At 35.9% G+C, this 17,758-nt stretch carries 8 protein-coding genes; 3 read left to right on the forward strand and 5 right to left on the reverse strand.

Annotated features, from left to right (window positions below):
- Positions 1–32: 32 nt before the first annotated feature.
- Positions 33–1,985 (reverse strand): hypothetical protein, encoded by a 1,953-nt coding sequence (locus tag PXC01_RS08520; RefSeq protein ID WP_276471859.1) that lies wholly within the window; start codon positions 1,983–1,985, stop codon positions 33–35.
- A gap of 266 nt (positions 1,986–2,251) precedes the next feature.
- Here PXC01_RS08520 and PXC01_RS08525 point away from each other — a divergent pair, with 266 nt between their 5' ends.
- Together PXC01_RS08525 and PXC01_RS08530 are read left to right on the forward strand one after the other, a co-directional pair.
- Complete coding sequence (locus PXC01_RS08525; protein ID WP_276471860.1) at positions 2,252–3,616, forward strand: 3-keto-disaccharide hydrolase; 1,365 nt, start codon at positions 2,252–2,254, stop codon at positions 3,614–3,616.
- On the forward strand, positions 3,609–4,961 hold the full coding sequence (locus PXC01_RS08530; RefSeq protein ID WP_276471861.1) for a Gfo/Idh/MocA family protein: 1,353 nt from the start codon (positions 3,609–3,611) through the stop codon (positions 4,959–4,961). Before PXC01_RS08525 ends, PXC01_RS08530 begins: the two co-directional genes overlap by 8 nt.
- Before the next feature lie 699 nt (positions 4,962–5,660).
- Here PXC01_RS08530 and PXC01_RS08535 read toward each other — a convergent pair.
- On the reverse strand, positions 5,661–9,179 hold the full coding sequence (locus PXC01_RS08535; RefSeq protein ID WP_276471862.1) for an alpha-L-rhamnosidase-related protein: 3,519 nt from the start codon (positions 9,177–9,179) through the stop codon (positions 5,661–5,663).
- A gap of 245 nt (positions 9,180–9,424) precedes the next feature.
- Between PXC01_RS08535 and PXC01_RS08540 the strand changes: the two genes are divergently transcribed.
- Positions 9,425–11,173 carry a sulfatase family protein gene (locus PXC01_RS08540; protein ID WP_276471863.1) on the forward strand — a complete coding sequence of 583 codons (1,749 nt, stop codon included), beginning with the start codon at positions 9,425–9,427 and terminating at the stop codon, positions 11,171–11,173.
- A 90-nt stretch (positions 11,174–11,263) separates the two neighbouring features.
- On the opposite strand, the gene PXC01_RS08545 is transcribed toward PXC01_RS08540, so the two are convergent.
- The 3 genes from PXC01_RS08545 to PXC01_RS08555 all read right to left on the reverse strand — a co-directional run bounded on the left by PXC01_RS08545 (position 11,264) and on the right by PXC01_RS08555 (position 17,462).
- Complete coding sequence (locus tag PXC01_RS08545) at positions 11,264–12,673, reverse strand: cellulase family glycosylhydrolase (protein ID WP_276471864.1); 1,410 nt, start codon at positions 12,671–12,673, stop codon at positions 11,264–11,266.
- A gap of 167 nt (positions 12,674–12,840) precedes the next feature.
- On the reverse strand, positions 12,841–14,409 hold the full coding sequence (locus PXC01_RS08550; protein WP_276471865.1) for a RagB/SusD family nutrient uptake outer membrane protein: 1,569 nt from the start codon (positions 14,407–14,409) through the stop codon (positions 12,841–12,843).
- An 11-nt stretch (positions 14,410–14,420) separates the two neighbouring features.
- On the reverse strand, positions 14,421–17,462 hold the full coding sequence (locus tag PXC01_RS08555) for a SusC/RagA family TonB-linked outer membrane protein (RefSeq protein WP_276471866.1): 3,042 nt from the start codon (positions 17,460–17,462) through the stop codon (positions 14,421–14,423).
- Between the last annotated feature and the right edge of the window lie 296 nt (positions 17,463–17,758).

Consider the following 17,758-nt stretch of genomic DNA (forward strand, 5'->3'; position numbering starts at 1 on the left):
ACCTTTAAAATTTATGGTTGTATGTGTCTTGTTTATTTCTTTTCGATAAAACTCAACAATATATTTTTTACATCTTCTACGGTACCTAGTTGTAAACCGCCGTTTGTAGCACCAGTTAGCCAATAAAGTACCATACCCGCATCAGAACAGTCCCATTTTCCTTTTTGAAATTTTACTACATCATCTACTTCGGCAATTTTACCTTGAAGCCAAACCCATTGTATTCTAGGGTCGGTATGATTTTTTGCCCAATCCCACTCAGGTAAGGCAACTTTTAAATGTGTATTTTGATCAGGTATTCTTATTTCGTCTATACCAAAATCCAAAATATCTTGCCATGAAAAGAAATCTCCCGCATCATCATTGGCCGGGTGGTGGGTTATTACTTTAACATACTTGTGTTTAGATTTTTTTGACGCCTGTAAAGCATATCCAATAATATCTGGTTCGCCTGCTTCTACTATCCATAAAGGATCATTTGTCGATGATGCGTTTATGGCGTTTTTTAAATCATTAATAGTTTGCTCTTGTTGCCATTTGGCATCAAAAAAGGTAATATCATCAAAGCCTCCCCAACGCCTTGCCGTTACATCACAAACAGTTTGCATCATGGCGTGTCTTTCTTTTTCTGCTCGTTCCGATATTCGGTTTACTCGGATTAGATCACAGCTATGGGAATAATGCACAAGTCTATTTTCAAATCCTGTCGCCCTTAAAAGAGCCAATGAAACTGCAGTACCTCCAAGATCATCGGGGTCAGGAGAATTTCCATCGGCTATAATGGCAATACGACCCTTTGGTGGTTTCACCTTTGGAATGCTATTAACAGCTGTTTTTTGTAGTGTACCATCGGCTTTTTTTACTTTTTCGCCTTTACCAACTGGTGTAAAAATTAGACCAGACCATCTTGCCCTGGCCCATTCTTTACCGTCGGTACTTCCTATGGTAGATTGGACCGTAATTTTGTCTCCTTTTTTAAGGGAGACATTTTGCCACAAGCCATTAAAATCTTCCCCTTCATCAAACATTTTAGAGGTTAAGGATGGTGTGAACGACCCTAATTCTTTATTATTTATTAAAACTGTAAACTTAGATTGTCCATCATTTTCGCCGACACCAACAAATACAATGTCATAAGCTCCATCTTTAAAATTAAAATTCGTGGTAGTGCTTGCTTTCCTATTCTTATTTGGGTTTATGGCAAACCATTGGCCACCGGCATCTTTATAATAACCAGTATTCTCCATTGGGAAATCTGCTACAGGTAAGGTTTTGTTATCTATATCCGATAAAGAAATTAACTGATAATAAGTAGGCTCCGGCCATTTTATTATTGCTGGTTTGTCTTTACTTTCCGGTTGGTAATCTTTGTCCTTTGTTAAAATAAATTTATCGAATTTAAAGCCATCTTCACGCATGCTAAATTGAATGTCATGAATGCCGCTTTTTGCAATATCTAGATATATTTCATGTGGAACTCCACAATGTACTTCTTTTGTTCTTTGCTTGTTAGACCATGACCAGTCATTTTTGCCATCGCACCATTGCATACGTTGACCATGTTCCGGCCATTTTCCGTTTAGACCAATATGTATGCTGTTGTCTTCACTTCCGGTGCTATATGCTCTGACCCAAACATAATAACGACCAGGTTCCTTTATTTTAACTTTGTAATGCATGATTGCTACTTCACCCGGTTTGTTGGAGAAATTCTCACCATGTTTAAGTTCATCGGCATGGGTGATCCTTGTGTCTGGCAAAACTTGTGTGTAACCATTGTTACTTGCACCGTAACTATGATTTTCTATTTTTTTATTAGTAGTATTCGCAATTTCGTGCTTATTAAATCGGTACCAATTACGTAGACTATCTTTTGTTTGTCGATAAAAAAATTCTGCCTCGACCGCAACTGTATTGTTTTGCGACTCAAAAAAGTTGTTTTCATCAATTATTGGATCTGTTAGATCAGATGTTTGGGCGTTCATAGTTTTTGTAGAAATAAAAACTAGGATCAAGAGTAAAAAACAATTTTGAAACGACATATTCATACAGTGAATTTTGAATTAAAGCAATTTAAGATTTTGACACCTATAAGGTGTCCTGTAGTGTTAGGCTTATAATTTTAGTGCTATTTTTTTAAGAATTATCTAAAAATAGAATAAGTTGTTACCCATGAAAGCACAGGATAGTTCTTAGGGAATTTGAGCTAACTTTAAGCGATAAGTAAATTAGTTATCAAATGAATAAAAGAATGAAAAAGAATTTTATAGGAATTTCCTATGTTTTGGTTTCTGCCTTATTGGCAAGCTGTACAACTGAAAAGAAAGATCATTTAACACCAATTTTTAATGGTAAGGATTTAACTGGTTGGCATATTATTGGTGGTGAAGCTACGTATAGCGTGGAGAATGGTGAGATAATTGGTGAAACGGTGGCCAATACACCGAATACTTTTTTAGTTACGGACGCTACATATACAGACTTTATTCTGGAACTTGATTTTAAAACAGATTCGGTTTCCAACTCTGGCGTTCAAATAAGAAGCAACAGTTTTCCTTGGTATAGAGATGGTATTGTTCACGGTTACCAAGTAGAGATCGATCCTTCAAGAAGATCTTGGAGCGGTGGTATTTATGATGAAAAAAGAAGAAAATGGCTAAATCCGCTAGAAGGCAATAAACCGGCGCAAAAAGCATATAAACCTAATGATTGGAATCATTTTAGAATTGAAGTCATTGGCGACACCTTAAAGACATGGATCAATGATATACCTGCAGCTCATTTAATAGATGACATGACCAAAGAGGGTTTTATTGCCCTGCAAGTACATAGTATTGGGAAAAAAGGAAAACCGGGAGTGGAAATCAAATGGAAAAATGTGAAGCTTATTACCCAGAACTTGGATACGTATAGCAAAGCATCTCCATTAGAACCTATTGTCACAAAAAACAATCTTACTTTTCAAGAGAAAAAAGATGGTTGGCAAATGCTATGGGATGGTAAGACGACCAAAGGTTGGAGAGGTGCCAAGCTAGATGCTTTTCCTAAGAAAGGATGGAAAATTGAAAATGGAATTTTAAGTGTATTGGCATCAGGTGGCGGCGAGTCTACTGCCGGTGGAGATATAGTAACAGAAAAAATGTATGCTGATTTTGAAATGAAAACCGATTTTAAAATTACTGAAGGTGCAAATAGCGGTATTAAATATTATGTTGATACTGAACTTAATAAGGGTGAAGGGTCGTCAATTGGTCTTGAGTTTCAAATTTTAGATGATGAGCGTCACCCAGACGCAAAGCTTGGTAACCATGAAGGAAGCAGAACAGTTGGGTCTCTTTATGATTTAATCGAAGCAGATGAAAATAAGCATATGAACGCCATAGGAGAATGGAATACGGCACATATAATTTCTAAGCAAAATAAAGTTGAACATTGGTTGAACGGTGTAAAAGTTTTGGAATATGAGCGAGGTAGTGAAGCATTTTTGAAATTGGTAGAAGAAAGTAAATATAAAGACTGGCCAAATTTTGGACTATTGGAAAAAGGAAATATTCTATTACAAGATCATGGTGATCTAGTGTCTTTCAAAAACATAAAAATTAAGACTTATGAGTAAGAATAATAGTAGAAGAAGTTTTGTTAAGAAATCTACATTAGCTGGTCTAGGATTGGCCAGTGCATCTTCAATGGGTATGAGTGCAAAAAGTTACAATAGCATTTTGGGGGCCAATGATCGACTTCATGTTGCCATTGCTGGCCTAGGTCGTAGATTGGGTGCATTTTACGAGCCAATTGCCCATAAAAAGAGTAATGTTAGGTTGCTTTACTTGTGCGATGCAATGCAATCACAAATGACTAAAGCCGCTTCTAATTTTGAAAAGTATATTACTTATAGTCCTAAACTTGAGCAAGATATTTTTAAAGTTTTAGATGACGATAAAGTAGAAGTTCTTATAAATGCCATGCCTGATCATTGGCATACACCTGGGGCGATCATGGCCATGAAAACCGGTAAGCACGTTTATGTTGAAAAGCCTAGTAGTTGTACAATGGAAGAAAATGAACTTCTTGTAGAAGCAACCAAAAAGTTTGGTAAGATTGTGCAGATGGGAAATCAGCAGCGTTCTTCTCTACATACCCAAAAAATCATTCAGAAAATTCATGACGGTGCCATAGGGAAGGCGTACAAAGCATTGGCATTTTATAATAATGGGAGAGGAGCGGTACCACACCAGAAACAAGCGTCTGTGCCAGAGGGCTTAGATTGGAATAACTGGCAGGGACCTGCAGTTCATAGGGAATACACCTCGGAAACTTGGAACTATAATTGGCACTGGTACGGATGGAACTATGGTACAGCGGAAATGGGCAATAACGCAACCCATGAATTAGATGTTGCACGTTGGGCATTAAATGTAGATCTGCCTAATAGAGTAGAAGTAGATGCTACAAAAAAACACTTTGTAGATGATGGATGGGAAATGTACGATACCATGATGGCCAAATTTACATTTGAGGATAATAAGCAGATCGAGTGGGACGGTAAAAGTAGAAATGCATACAGTACATATGGTAGTGGTCGTGGTGTTATTATCTATGGCACCGAAGGGTCCGTATTTGTCAACCGAGGTCATTATAAACTATTCGATAGAAAAGGTAAGCTTATAGAAGAAGTTTCAAGTGGTGGCCAAGAGGGTGGCGTTGCTCTTGGCGGCGGAGGCGATATGTCTACTGTACACGTTATGAACTTCTTTGAAGCTATTAGAGGAAATGAATCTTTACAAGCACCTATAGATGATGCAAACGTTTCAATGGCTATGGTTCACTATGCAAATGTTGCGTCGCGTATCAATCAAAATTTTGATATTGATAATACAAAGGGTATCATGTTCAATAGAGAAGCTATGAAACATTGGGATAAACCTTATGAGGATTCTTGGAAAAGTAAGTTTATGTTATAAAGTTATATGATAATATAAATTTTAAAGGAATAATGGGGCAAGTAGTCAAAGCTACTTGCCCTATTTGTTTATTTATGAAGAAAATATTTCATCATTATTTGAGAAGGCTTTAAATTCTAGTGGGTTACCACTATAATCGAACACGACCATAGTAAGCTGTTCTCCTGTTTTTTCCTTCGTACCTTTTTTTAGGTTTACGACGAACTCTATTTTATTGGCACCGCCAAAGTGTATAATACCCAGATGCTTGCCTCGAATTTAAAATTTGTCTCCTTTGAATGCCTCATGGGCTTGCCCTGAGGTGTTTTGCTTTCTTCAAATTATCTTTCTATTTCTTTAAAAGTATAGCTATTTAAAATACATCCAAGATATGGTATGGAGCACTTGTATCATTAACCTTTCCACAATTGTAGAGTTTTGGAAATTCAGTACTTACATGAGCGTATAATTGGTTGTTAAAAAAAATAAAATCGATTCATGTTTTGGTATATCTGCCTTCTTCGCAACCAAGTAGATTGATGTAAAATTCTCTTGTTGATTGAATATCTTTGACTTTAAATACGTAATGAAAAGAACTCATTATTAAAATCTTGGTAAACAAGTTGTAAATAAAATGAGGTTTTTTAAACTAAAAAACCTCATTTTCAAAAATATAATTAATGTTATTTTTTGATTTTAATTAAAGTTAATGATTAGTGTTTAAAAAGAATTTATTTTTAATTGAATGGTGTGATTGCCCGGTGAAAGCCTAACACTTTCAAATGCAGGTGGTACTTTGCGGCCATTATGAATGAAATCTTTACCGTCTAAATTATTTAAACTGAACTCTGCTACCATGTTAGCAGGTATTTCTATTTCATAGGTTTGTAACCTGGGTCCGTTGTGGGTATATGTGCCCTTTATAGTACCACGTACAGTTGGTACCTCAATAGAGCTCGATTTTAATGTGCTCATTTGAGGTTTAATAGTGGCAATGCCAAAACCTGGTGTTTTAGGTTTAATGCCCCAAAGCCCTCTAGGAATAATGTTAGCAGGAACAGCGCCCCAAGCATGGTTCCAATCCAAATTGTTTTTATACTTATTGTCCCAAGCTTCTAATGTTATTGTAGAACCTATTTTGATCATATTGTACCAACTTCTATCACTGGTATCGGTTAATAGATCTAAGGCGTAATCTTGCTCTCCTGCATTATAGAGTCCGTCCATTAAAAATTGGGCACCATATACGCTACACGCAAGTCCTCTAGATTTTACATAATCTACTACAGTCCTATAATGTTCCTTTGGTACTAGCCCAAATGCCAAAGGCATCATATTGGCATGTAAAGAAGCATGATCAGTGCCTACGCCATCCACATAAATACCTCTGTCCTTATCGAACATTTGTTCATTGACCGCTTTTTTGACTTTTGTTGCCCGATATTGAAAATCTAAGGCTTCTTGAGTTTTTCCTAAAATTTTTGCAAACTCTGCCATAATTTTCATGTTCTCATAAAAGAATGAGTTTATTACGGTACTGTATGGTTGAAAAACGAATCCGTCTCTTTCTCCCGGAGTTTTGCTACCGTTAAAATTGGCGGGCGGCCAATCTACAATATCGGTCAACGGTTTTTTATAACCGTCTGGAAAACCAAGTTTACGCATAAACTCTTTATCAACTTTAGTAGAGGTTATAAGACCGTCTTCGTTAGAGAGTTCAAATAAAGATTTATGCTTAAGTGCTTCATAGTATTTTTCAATTAATTCAGTGTTTCCCGTATACATGTAATCTGCATGAATTAAAAGAGGTACATGTTGCTGCCACTCTGTTGGCCAAGTAGGGTTTTTCATAAAGTACTCTATGGTACGTCTTGCCATGGCGAACTCACGGTCTGTAGTATAGTGACTCAATTGGTTCAAGTAAGCGTCGGCTTCATAAGGTATTCTTTCTCTATCACCGTCTACATAAAGACCATTAAAGGTTGTTGCTTTGATAGAATATTTACATAGTTCCCAGACTTGATTTAGAATTTCATCATCACTATGGAAACTGCTTGCCTCTTCATCCCAATAGGTATGAAATGCAAGCTGTTGAAAGTTCTCTTTAGAAACCTTTGCTTGGGCTCCTTCTACTTCGGCATACCTGAACGGAACAAGTGGGGGGAACCCTTTAGGTAATGCTACAGCTTGGTTAGGTCTAGTATTTCTTTCGTTTTTTTGAACTTCTATTTGATATTTTGTTTGACCGGGTTTTACATCAATTTTTATCTCTTGATAGCGAATGTTACTCTTTGCAGGTGGTGTTCTGTTTACATTACCTTCACTATCTATCATTTCACCAATTCTAAAGGTCAAGGTGTGTGGTTTTTCTGCATTATAGGTAAAGTCAATGGTTGCAAATGCCGCTTTACCAAAATCCATAAAATATGAATCTCCTCTTTTTTCAAAAACAACAGGTTCTATCTTAGTGGTAATAAATTTATTTTCAGTAGATATGATATAGTTGTCACTTTTTCCTGTTGTAAATTTTTGAGTTTCCGAATAGTCTACTAAACGATTGTCCTCATCCCAAATCCTTACTTTCCAATAGTATGTTTTGCCTATTTCTAAGGGCTTACCTTTATATTCTACATTAGTAGATGCATTAGAAGCTACTCGTTGACTATCCCAAACATTGCCATTATTGGCATCAATAGTTGATTTATCGGTAGCTACTAAAATCTGATATGCAGATTGAAATTTTGATGCCGAAGGAACTGTCCAGCCAAATTCAGGTTGAAGATCAAAGATTTCAACTTCGGTTTCTGGAGCTCTTATTAATTCTACAGTCAGATCAGTGGGTGCAGCTCTAAATTCATTACTGTTCTTTTTTATAAGTTCATCTAATTTAGCTCGTAATTTATTAGCTGTTTCGGCATATTTCTTTTTACCGATCAAGTTGTTGATTTCTTGAGGGTCTTTTTTAAGATTGTATAGCTCTTCTATGGTTTTATCGTTTACATATCTAAAATATTTCCATTCTTCGGTTCGTACACCTTCACTTGGGGCAATACTCTCAAAATCCCAAATATGTTCTATTAAAATGGTATCTCTTTCTATTGATTTTTTTTCTTGTTTAACTAGTGGCATTAAACTTTTTCCTTGCCAGGTTTCTGGTATTTCTACATTGGCCAGATCTGCAATTGTAGAAGTAACGTCTATATTTAAAACCATATCATCAATATCTTGATGTTTGTTTACCCGTGGGTCAAAAATTATTAATGGTACACGTATAGAGTTGTCGTACATTAACCATTTACCTGCTAGTTGGCGTTCTCCTAAAAAGTAACCATTATCGCCCATAACAATAATGACCGTGTTGTCCTCAATACCCTTTTCTTTTAGTTTCTTTCTAATTTCCTTGATCTCTAGGTCTATTCCAGAGATCATTCTGTAATAACCTTTTGTACTATGTTGATATTTTTCTGGGTTGTCGTACCTCCAGGTCCAACGTAGTCTGTTGAAACCTTGTCTCACTATCTCTGGTTGTGCATTAAAATATTTATCATCGGATAATGCAGGCTTTGATATGGTAATATCTGTCAATAAATTATTGGTGCTATTCTGCCAAAAATATTGTTCTTCTGCGGGGTCATGTGCGTGCGGTGCGCTAAAGCTTAACGATAGGCAGAATGGTTCACTACCAGATGCGTTATTTTCAATAAAATCTAAAGCTTTTTGTCCTGTGTAACGCGTTAAATGAACAGTGTCATTATCTATAGTTTTGTAATAATATCCTCTTCTGTCCTTATAGCGGTTATTTCTATCATACGATTCAAACTCATCAAATTGCTTCTCTAAATCGTCGTATCTAACACCATATTTCCCGTAAAAACCTGTGTAATAGCCATTATTTTTTAATAGAGTAGGGTACGAGTTTTGCATATATTCTTCGCGAACATTACCGGTCTGAAAATTAAAATTATGTGATCTCTCATGTAAGCCTGTAATAATGCTTGCTCTACTTGCGGCACAAATAGGAGTGGTAACAATTGCTTTGTTGAAGTAAGTACCTGCCTTGGCCAAAGCATCCATTTCTGGAGTTTCTACGAATTTATTTCCTGCATAACCAATGGCATCAAATCTTTGGTCATCTGTTAAAATAAATATGATATTTGGTTTATCGTTGTTTTGACCATATGATATGTTTCCTATTATACAAAATAAGAAAATAGCTAAATGTCTCATTATTTTCAGCATACGTTGATTTTAGTTTTTATGTTGATTTTAACGCAACGCCCTTTTTTGAGCGCATTACCAAACTTAAGTTTCAAGGTAGTAGTATCCATCCTGTGCTGTCCTGAATATATATTGACAAGATATAATTTAAAATCTTGTATAAGTATGCGTCTTTCGGGTGTTTTTTTATAGCCTACACACCAGTATGGTTTTTATATAAGAGTACATTATTTTTAGCTTTTACCAAGTGTTTAAATCAAAGAAATATGACTTCTACAGTTTTTAGTTTTTTTAAGGTAATTGCCCTATGTTTTGTTTTGTTGACCGTTAGTTGTAATAATGCGAAGCAAAAAAAAGTAAGCCATGTTGAAATAAAGGGGATAGAACTTCCGGAGCGTCCAAATATTTTATGGTTGGTTACAGAAGATATGAGTGCTTATTTACCATCATTTGGTGATTCTACCATAGTTACACCAAACCTAAGCAGGTTGGCAAAAGAAGGTGTAATTTATCCAAATCTGTATTCTACTTCCGGTGTTTGTGCTCCAAGTAGGGCTGCAATTACAACAGGTATGTATCCTTCAAGTATAGGTGCAAACCATATGAGAACTACATCGTTCACAGAGGTAACCGGTTTACCTGCATATGGTGCGGTACCACCGCCAGAGGTTAAAATGATCAGTGAACTTTTACGTAAAGAAGGGTATTACTGCACCAATAATTATAAAACGGACTATCAGTTTAAACATCCCGTTACCGCTTGGGATGAAAGTGGACCTTATGCGCATTGGCGCAATAGAAGTAATAATCAGCCATTTTTCTCTGTCGTTAATTTTACAGAAACCCATGAGTCCGGTTTATTTGAACCTTATGGACATCGGTATATTGAGCAACGGCATTATCGGTTAGGAGATAGAAGCTTCAAATGGAAAGAAGGTAGAATGTCTGAGGAAGAAACTCCAAAACATTTAAAAAAAGATACAAAATTCAATATTCCTCCTTATTTGCCCAAGACTGAAGTTGTGCAGAGGGATATGTGGAAAATGTATAATAATATCGCTGAAATGGACAGCCAAGTAGGTGCTGTTTTAAAGCAATTGGAAGATGATGGTCTTTTGGAAAATACCATAATTTTCTTTTATGGGGATCATGGTGGGCCAATGCCAAGACAAAAACGATTAATTTATGATTCTGGATTGAAAACCCCCATGATAGTTAGATTTCCAAATCAAATTAACGCAGGTACCAAAGATGATAGGTTACTAAGCTTTGTAGATTTTGCACCGACCTTACTTTCGTTGATTAAAACAGAGCCACATGATTATATGCAAGGTCAAGCTTTTTTAGGTGAATATTCAGCCAAAAATAAGAGGGAGTACATTTATGCCGCCGCAGATCGCTTTGATGGTTTTACAGATGCAATTCGTGCGGTGCGTAATAACCGCTTTAAATATATTAGAAATTATAGGCCAGAACAAGGTTATTACTTACCTATAGATTACAGAGAAAATATACCCACCATGCAAGAATTGTTGAATTTAAGGGATGCCGGTGAGTTAGATTCTGTACAATCTTTATGGTTTGGAAACAAAAAACCAATGGAGGAGTTGTACGATTGTATAGTTGATCCCCATGAAATTAATAATTTGGCGGAAAATCCGGAATATGCAGAAATTTTGAGCGAATTAAGTAATGAACTTGATAACTGGATAAACAATATTGGAGATCAACCTAATTTACCTGAAGGTGAGCTTTTAAAGCAATTATGGAATGGAAAAAATGTACAGCCCATTACCCTAGTGCCTACCGTTGATATTAATGAATCATCAGTGTCTATTGCGTGTAATACAGAAGGAGCTTCAATTGGCTATAAGGTTATAAAGAGTGATAAAAAAGAACCCGTAGAGTGGCAAGTCTATACCGGTCCTTTTGAATTACAGGATAATAGTAATCTTAAAGTACAAGCTCATAGAATTGGTTTTAAACAAAGTGATATAGTTGTAGTCAATAAGTAATTGATTATTTGATTTTATTTAAAGAGCCTTCAATTCAAGGATTATAGATCACATTACAATCTTTGAATTCAAAGTACATTTTACATGTTTTTAATTTGACTCTTCAATATAATTTCTAATACCGGGTACTATTTGTATTTGAAGTTCAGTTTTATTGTCAGGCCATTTTAGTATAGTAAGTTTTTGGGTGAAGGAATTCCAAATAAAATTTTTTGGTTGCATGCTTTTTGGGCATTTATATATCTCTAGGCCTTTATTTTTAATAGGGTCGTGGTACATGACAAAATTATTGTCTATAAGAATTGAGAACCCATCTGGATAATGTCTGTTAGCACCAATGAAGATTTCTGAAAATCCTTTTTTACTATCCGGTTTTATTTTTACGTATAAAGTGCGTGTGGCATGATTGAACAAAAATGATTTTATGTCACCGGCAATGGTCTGCGGATAAGGTCTGGCAATAATATCTGTGATATACTTACGTTCTACAGTTCCTGCAGCTTTTCTGTCACTGAATATTGCCCATGTTGACGGACCACCTGGTAAAAAATTCTGCATGCTTCGATTACCTAAAAACCAAGCTTTTATGCTGCCAACTCCCATTCTGTCAAAGACTTCTGCGGTTTTAATATACAGTTCCCTATATTCTAGTTGCCCTAATTTACCCGAAACCAAAGTGTCTGTTATTGCAAATGTAGGAAAACCCCATTCACCAATTAGAATTGGTGCGTTCAAAAAAATAGATTCCTTATTAAAACGATCCATTACCGGTTTAATGTATTCTATTTTATTTTGATAAATGTGAGGTGCAAACACTATATTTTTTCTATTCACATTTGTCGTTATTTCGGCATATTGGTTATTATCAATAGCTTCACCTTTATTCATGAAAATGGACTGTAACAGTATCTTTTTATCCGGGTTTATTAAATTGCTGGCATCTATAATTTTTTGATATAACGGAACTAAGTATTTTCTAGTAAGTTCATTATACGTGATATCCATTTTAAGCTTTCTAGGTTCGTTGACAATGTCATAGCCTAAAACCGAAGATTCTTTGGCATATCTTTCCCATATTACTTGCCAAGCTGCTATATAGGTATTGTATTCGTTATTTTTATTTAACCAAAAATCTTCCCAAATAAAACTATCTACACCATAAACGGTCATTTTAAAAATCGTTTTAATCCCGGCATTTCGCCCCAGATCAATTAAAGAATCGAGTTTAATTAAATAATCATTGTCCAATTTACCTCCTGGGAACTTACTTAGTTTTCCCAATTCTAATCTTATAACTTGAGTATTGCTTCCCATGCGAACCATACGCGCATAATCATCTGAATTAAAGAAAACTTCGCCTCTGTGGTCATTGGTGTTAATTACGAAACCTCTAGGTATAATATGTCTATCTTGACTATCACGTAGACCATGTCTAATTTGAGCGAAGCAGGTTATAGTGCTAGCTAAGATTAAAAGAGAGATCGACAATATTTTTTTCATGATAATTTTTTTAAAGTTGGAATTGAGATTGTTCAAGTCTTTGTGTTTTATGACATATCATAAAAAGAGAGTGGGACAAAACATGTTTTTGTCCCACTCTACCAACTAACTTTAAACAACTGATATACATTACCTATGCAGGTAATTTTTTTAAATCGAAATAACTATTATCTATATCCATTATTTGTTGGATCTGATTCTAAAAGGGCAGGGTTTTGTTCCAATTCTTGTAACGGAATTGGAAGTTTAACATGCCATGGCCTAATATTTAAGTTAGGTTCCCAAAAACGATATTCTAAATTTGTAACAACATCCAATAGAATGCCCCAACGTATAAGGTCATATCTTCTATGTGCTTCACCTGCTAATTCCCACTTGCGCTCATCATAAATTGCTTCTCTAAAGCCTTGTTGGCTTAGCCCTTCTAATTTCCACTCCGCTTCTGTTTCATAGGCTCGGCTTCTAATTGGTTCAATATATTGATAAGCATTACCAGGACCATTAGCTTCATTCTCACATTCAGCTGCCATTAAATAGACATCGGCCAAACGAAATACCATTCTATTGTCCGAGTGGTTAAAACGAGGAGAGCTTTCTAAATCTAAATTCCAAAATTTGGCCATGTATGGAAAGTTTAATTCAAAACCCAAATAATTATCTACAATATTCAATTCTCTTCTTAAATCGTTCATTGGGAATTTTTCTGCAAAGTCTTTTGATGCAACTTGTAAACCGGTACCATTAAATGCTTCTCCTCTTTCTGAAAGGGCATTTCTCAAAGCAGCTCTTTCATCTGAATTTTTTGGTTCGTCTCGCAATCTAGGATTGAACATACTTGGTCTCCAGCTATTATTACCTGCAAATGCTGCACCAGGAAAAGCTGGGTCAAAAATACCCTCTATATCTCTGGCAAAATCTAAAGACCAGATAATTTCGGCATTGTATTCATTGGCGGGGTCAAAGACCTCATTATAGGTAGGTAATAACCTGTGAGGAGATTGGTCTATTATTTCATTACATTTATTTAAACCTGCTAGCCAGTTTTCTTGCTTCATATAAATTTTTGCCTCAATAATTGCGGCGGCCCATTTAGAAGCACGGCCTCTTTGATCATCAGCATATGAATCTGGTAGATTGGCTTGTGCGAACTGTAAATCTGCTAGTACACCGTTAATTATAGTTTCTTCATCTGTTCTAGGTAGTGCACTAATTTCTTCTAGAGTAAGTACTTCTGTATAATAAGGAGCATCACCCCACAAATTGGTAATATGCCAATAGCATAATGCCCTTAAAAAACTTACTTCAGCAACAATTTCTGTTCTGGGCGCATCAAGAATTGCTTCGTTTTCAGCTACTCTATCAATAATAAAATTAGCATTGTATATAACTCGGTAAAGATCTTTCCAAGTATCCGAGACACTCATTTTCTGAACAGAAACGTCTGCAAGAGCTTCGTTCAATGAATAGTTGCCTATGGGTTCAACGAAATTTGCTGAACGGTTAGGTTCAATGATATCCGCGCCATTGTCATAGAAATGATCAAGACCAACCTGACCATAGATAGAGTTATTTTTTAAAATGGCATATGTGCCATTTACAGCTTGTCTTGCGTCGTTCTCCGATGCAAAAAATGTTTCTGGTGCAACTATAGCCCTAGGCTCTTCTTCAAGAAATTTCTCGCATGAGAAGCATGAGAAAATTATGAAGACGTATGCAATTATATTTTTTGTTTTCATATTTTATTTTTTTAAAAAGTTACGTTCATACCAAGTGTTATTACTCTTGGATTTGGATATGAACCGTTCGCATATCCTTGTGCGATGTTTCCTAAACCTGTTCTTCCAAAATTATTTTGCTCAGGATCTATTAATCTGAAATCCGAGAATAGTAAAAGATTGCTTCCTGATAAATAAACGCTCATGTTTTTAACACTATCTCCCCATCCCATCTTCTCAACAGGAAAGTTATATGCTACCCTTGCTGTTTTTAGACGAACGTGAGAGCCGTCTTCTACATATTCCGAGTTACTAGGGGTGTTGGTTACAGAATCTGCACCAGCTCTAGGAATGTCTGATGTAGGGTTACTTGGTGTCCATCTATCTCTTAAATCTCCGAACTTCACGGTTTCACCTCTGTTGAAATAATGATTTCGCATTCTTAGGTTATAAACTTCATTACCTGTAGTACCTTGAAAGAAAAGTGAAAAATCTAGGTTTTTGTATGAAAATGAATTTTCAAATCCGAAAATTAAATCTGGTAATGGACTGCCTAATACCACATTATCTTCAGTAGATATAATTCCGTCTCCGTTCAAATCTTCAAATCTGGCACCACCAACTACTTGTGATGAAAGTCCTGAAGCATCAATCTCTTCTTGGCTCTTCCAAGTTCCTAAATAATTTACACCTGTAAATACCGGGACCGATTCGCCAACTATTAAACGTGTATTACCAGAACCTATAATAGGATCTACGACTACATCAATAAATTCCTGGCCACCAAGGTCCAAGATTTTATTTTTGTTGGACGCAAGTGTTAAGGTGGTGTTCCAATTAAAATTATCATTTGTGACGTTGGTAGAAGTTACCAATAGTTCCCATCCTTTATTCTCAAGTGACCCTACATTCTGTAATTGACTTGTAAAACCTGTTTGTCTTGGAATAGTAACATCTAACAAAAGATCATTGGTTTCTTTTTGGTAATAATTAAATTCCGTAAATAATCTACCTTCAAACATTGATGCCTCTAAAGCAATGTCAAAAGAAGTTGTGGTTTCCCATTTTAAATTAGGGTTAGATGGTCTGCCCAAAGTCAATCCAGGAACTTCAAAACCATTTAGAGTAGTATTCGCTTCGGTCAAAACACCTAATGTTCTATAAGGACCAATTGCCTGGTTACCGGATCGGCCCCAGCTAGCTCTCAACTTTAGATCTTTGAAAAAAGTCTGTTCTTGTAAAAAAGCCTCTTCACTGATCTTCCATGCACCTGCAATAGATGGATAAAATTCATATTTGTTACCTGGCGCAAAAACAGAACTACCATCAGTACGTCCTACCAATGTCAATAAATATTTGTCTTTGTAATCATAATTTATCCTTCCGAAGAAAGAAGCAATTTGGAAACCGTTGTAACCACTGGTTACTATAGACCTTGCGGGGTCAGAATTGCCTAAATTATTAAAGCCAGTGGCATCACTTGTAATCCCGAACGCTTCTGCTTCGGTTATCTCGGTAGAAACTTTTTGAAATGAAGCACCTGCAAGTACCGTTATACTGTTGTTTTCATTCAAATCTTTTTGATATTGAATAGTATTCTCATTGTTCCATCCTGTACTGGCAACGGTTCTTACACTTGCAGTACCGCCATCTGTTACGCCTATGGCTAGGTTACCGGGCGATTGGCTAGAAGTAAATCTATTTTGTTTTGTATTATTGAATTCAGGGCTAAAGGTTGATCTAATGGTCCAATCAGGTGCCGGCCTGTATTCAAGATATGCAGTTCCTAAAAGGTTATTGGTAAACGTTTCATTAGTGTTCAGTTCAATATTGGCAAGTGGGTTCGAGAATGGAGATCCAACTACATCGTTAAAACCATTATATGTGCCATCATCATTGAATATTGGTTGTGTGCGTAATATGCCGAAAGCAGCAGAACCAAAACTAGTTAAGCCATTATCTTGGTTAATTCTAGAGTAATTGATTCGTAGACCTGCTTTTAATTTATCATTAAGTTTGATGTCTAAATTTGATCTAAAAATAAATTTTTCCAAGCCAGAGCTTTTTACAATACCTTCTTGATTGAAGTAATTGATAGAGTTATAGTAATTTACATTATCAGATGCACCTGAAATTGAAATATCTGCATTGTAGATCGGTGCCGGGCCCAATAGTAGATCTACCCAGTCATTATCTGGATATGAAGAAGGGGCATCTGGAAAGGGTATTGCGGCCGATCTAAATTCAGCGCTTTCATTTGTAAATGCAATTTGCTCTTCTTGTGTTAACAAATCTGGCAATTCAGGTAGCATTTGCATACTTGTATATATGTTAACGCTTACCTCTGGTTTACCGCTGCCTATACCAACTCCATTTTTAGTAGTAACCAATACAACACCGTTTGCACCCCTTGACCCATAAATGGCTATAGAAGAAGCATCCTTAAGGATTTCTATGGATTTAATGTCGCTAGCGTTAATGTTGTTTAAATTAAAATTGGTACCAACTACAATACCATCAATAACCCATAAAGGTTCGTTGCTACCTGTAATTGAATTACCACCTCTTACTCTAATGGCCGTACCTGCACCTGGCGCACCACTAACTTGGGTTACCTGTACACCTGCAGCTCTACCTTGTAGTACTTGATCGACTCTTGAAGAAGGTACCTGAGTTAGGTCTTCCGAACTGACCGATGCTACCGAACCCGTTAAATCCGATTTACGTTGAGTACCGTAACCAATTACGACTACTTCGTCAAGCTTATTTCCTGCTTTAAGAATAATGTTCAATTGAGTTTGGCTACCAACAGTAATACTTTGAGGCTCATAACCAATGTAGGAAACCTGCAGTGCATCTGAAGCGTTTGCTTCTATTGTAAAGTTACCATCAAAATCAGTAGTGGTTCCCCTAGTTGTCCCTTTTACGATGACCGAAGCACCGGGCAGTGGTCCTTCTTCATCCGATACATTACCGCTCACGGTCTGCTGAGACCAAGACGTAAATGCGAACAAGGCAAATAGAATAGTAAATGCCTTAGTTTTAGTTTTAAATGATGTTAGTTTAGTTTTCATAAAGTTGTTTCATAAAGTTGAAAATTTCATTTTGATTATGTTAAGCTATCGTTAACGTTTTTTTTATTCATCCTGTACTGTACTGTAGTGGTCAATAATTTTTAACTTGAAAAGGGCTATATGTAGAATGTTTATTGGATATGTGAATAAAAAATTAAATTCTTAAAAAATGTCAATTTTATTTTTAATTTGATTATTTATTAAGCTTTTAATTTCAAAATTTGTATTGGTAGGTTATTGCATATTGCTTTAAAACCGCGTAGATATTTATCATTTCAGTTGAAATTTTTAACCGT

The sequence above is a fragment of the Maribacter huludaoensis genome (assembly GCF_029350945.1).
Taxonomy (GTDB): Bacteria; Bacteroidota; Bacteroidia; order Flavobacteriales; family Flavobacteriaceae; genus Maribacter; species Maribacter huludaoensis.

Coding starts and splice junctions, on each gene's coding strand:
- PXC01_RS08555 (WP_276471866.1), bottom strand. CDS start 17,462: ATGAAAACTAAACTAACATCATTTAAAACTAAAACTAAGGCATTTACT.
- PXC01_RS08545 (WP_276471864.1), bottom strand. CDS start 12,673: ATGAAAAAAATATTGTCGATCTCTCTTTTAATCTTAGCTAGCACTATA.
- PXC01_RS08525 (WP_276471860.1), top strand. CDS start 2,252: ATGAAAAAGAATTTTATAGGAATTTCCTATGTTTTGGTTTCTGCCTTA.
- PXC01_RS08540 (WP_276471863.1), top strand. CDS start 9,425: ATGACTTCTACAGTTTTTAGTTTTTTTAAGGTAATTGCCCTATGTTTT.
- PXC01_RS08520 (WP_276471859.1), bottom strand. CDS start 1,985: ATGAACGCCCAAACATCTGATCTAACAGATCCAATAATTGATGAAAAC.
- PXC01_RS08550 (WP_276471865.1), bottom strand. CDS start 14,409: ATGAAAACAAAAAATATAATTGCATACGTCTTCATAATTTTCTCATGC.
- PXC01_RS08530 (WP_276471861.1), top strand. CDS start 3,609: ATGAGTAAGAATAATAGTAGAAGAAGTTTTGTTAAGAAATCTACATTA.
- PXC01_RS08535 (WP_276471862.1), bottom strand. CDS start 9,179: ATGCTGAAAATAATGAGACATTTAGCTATTTTCTTATTTTGTATAATA.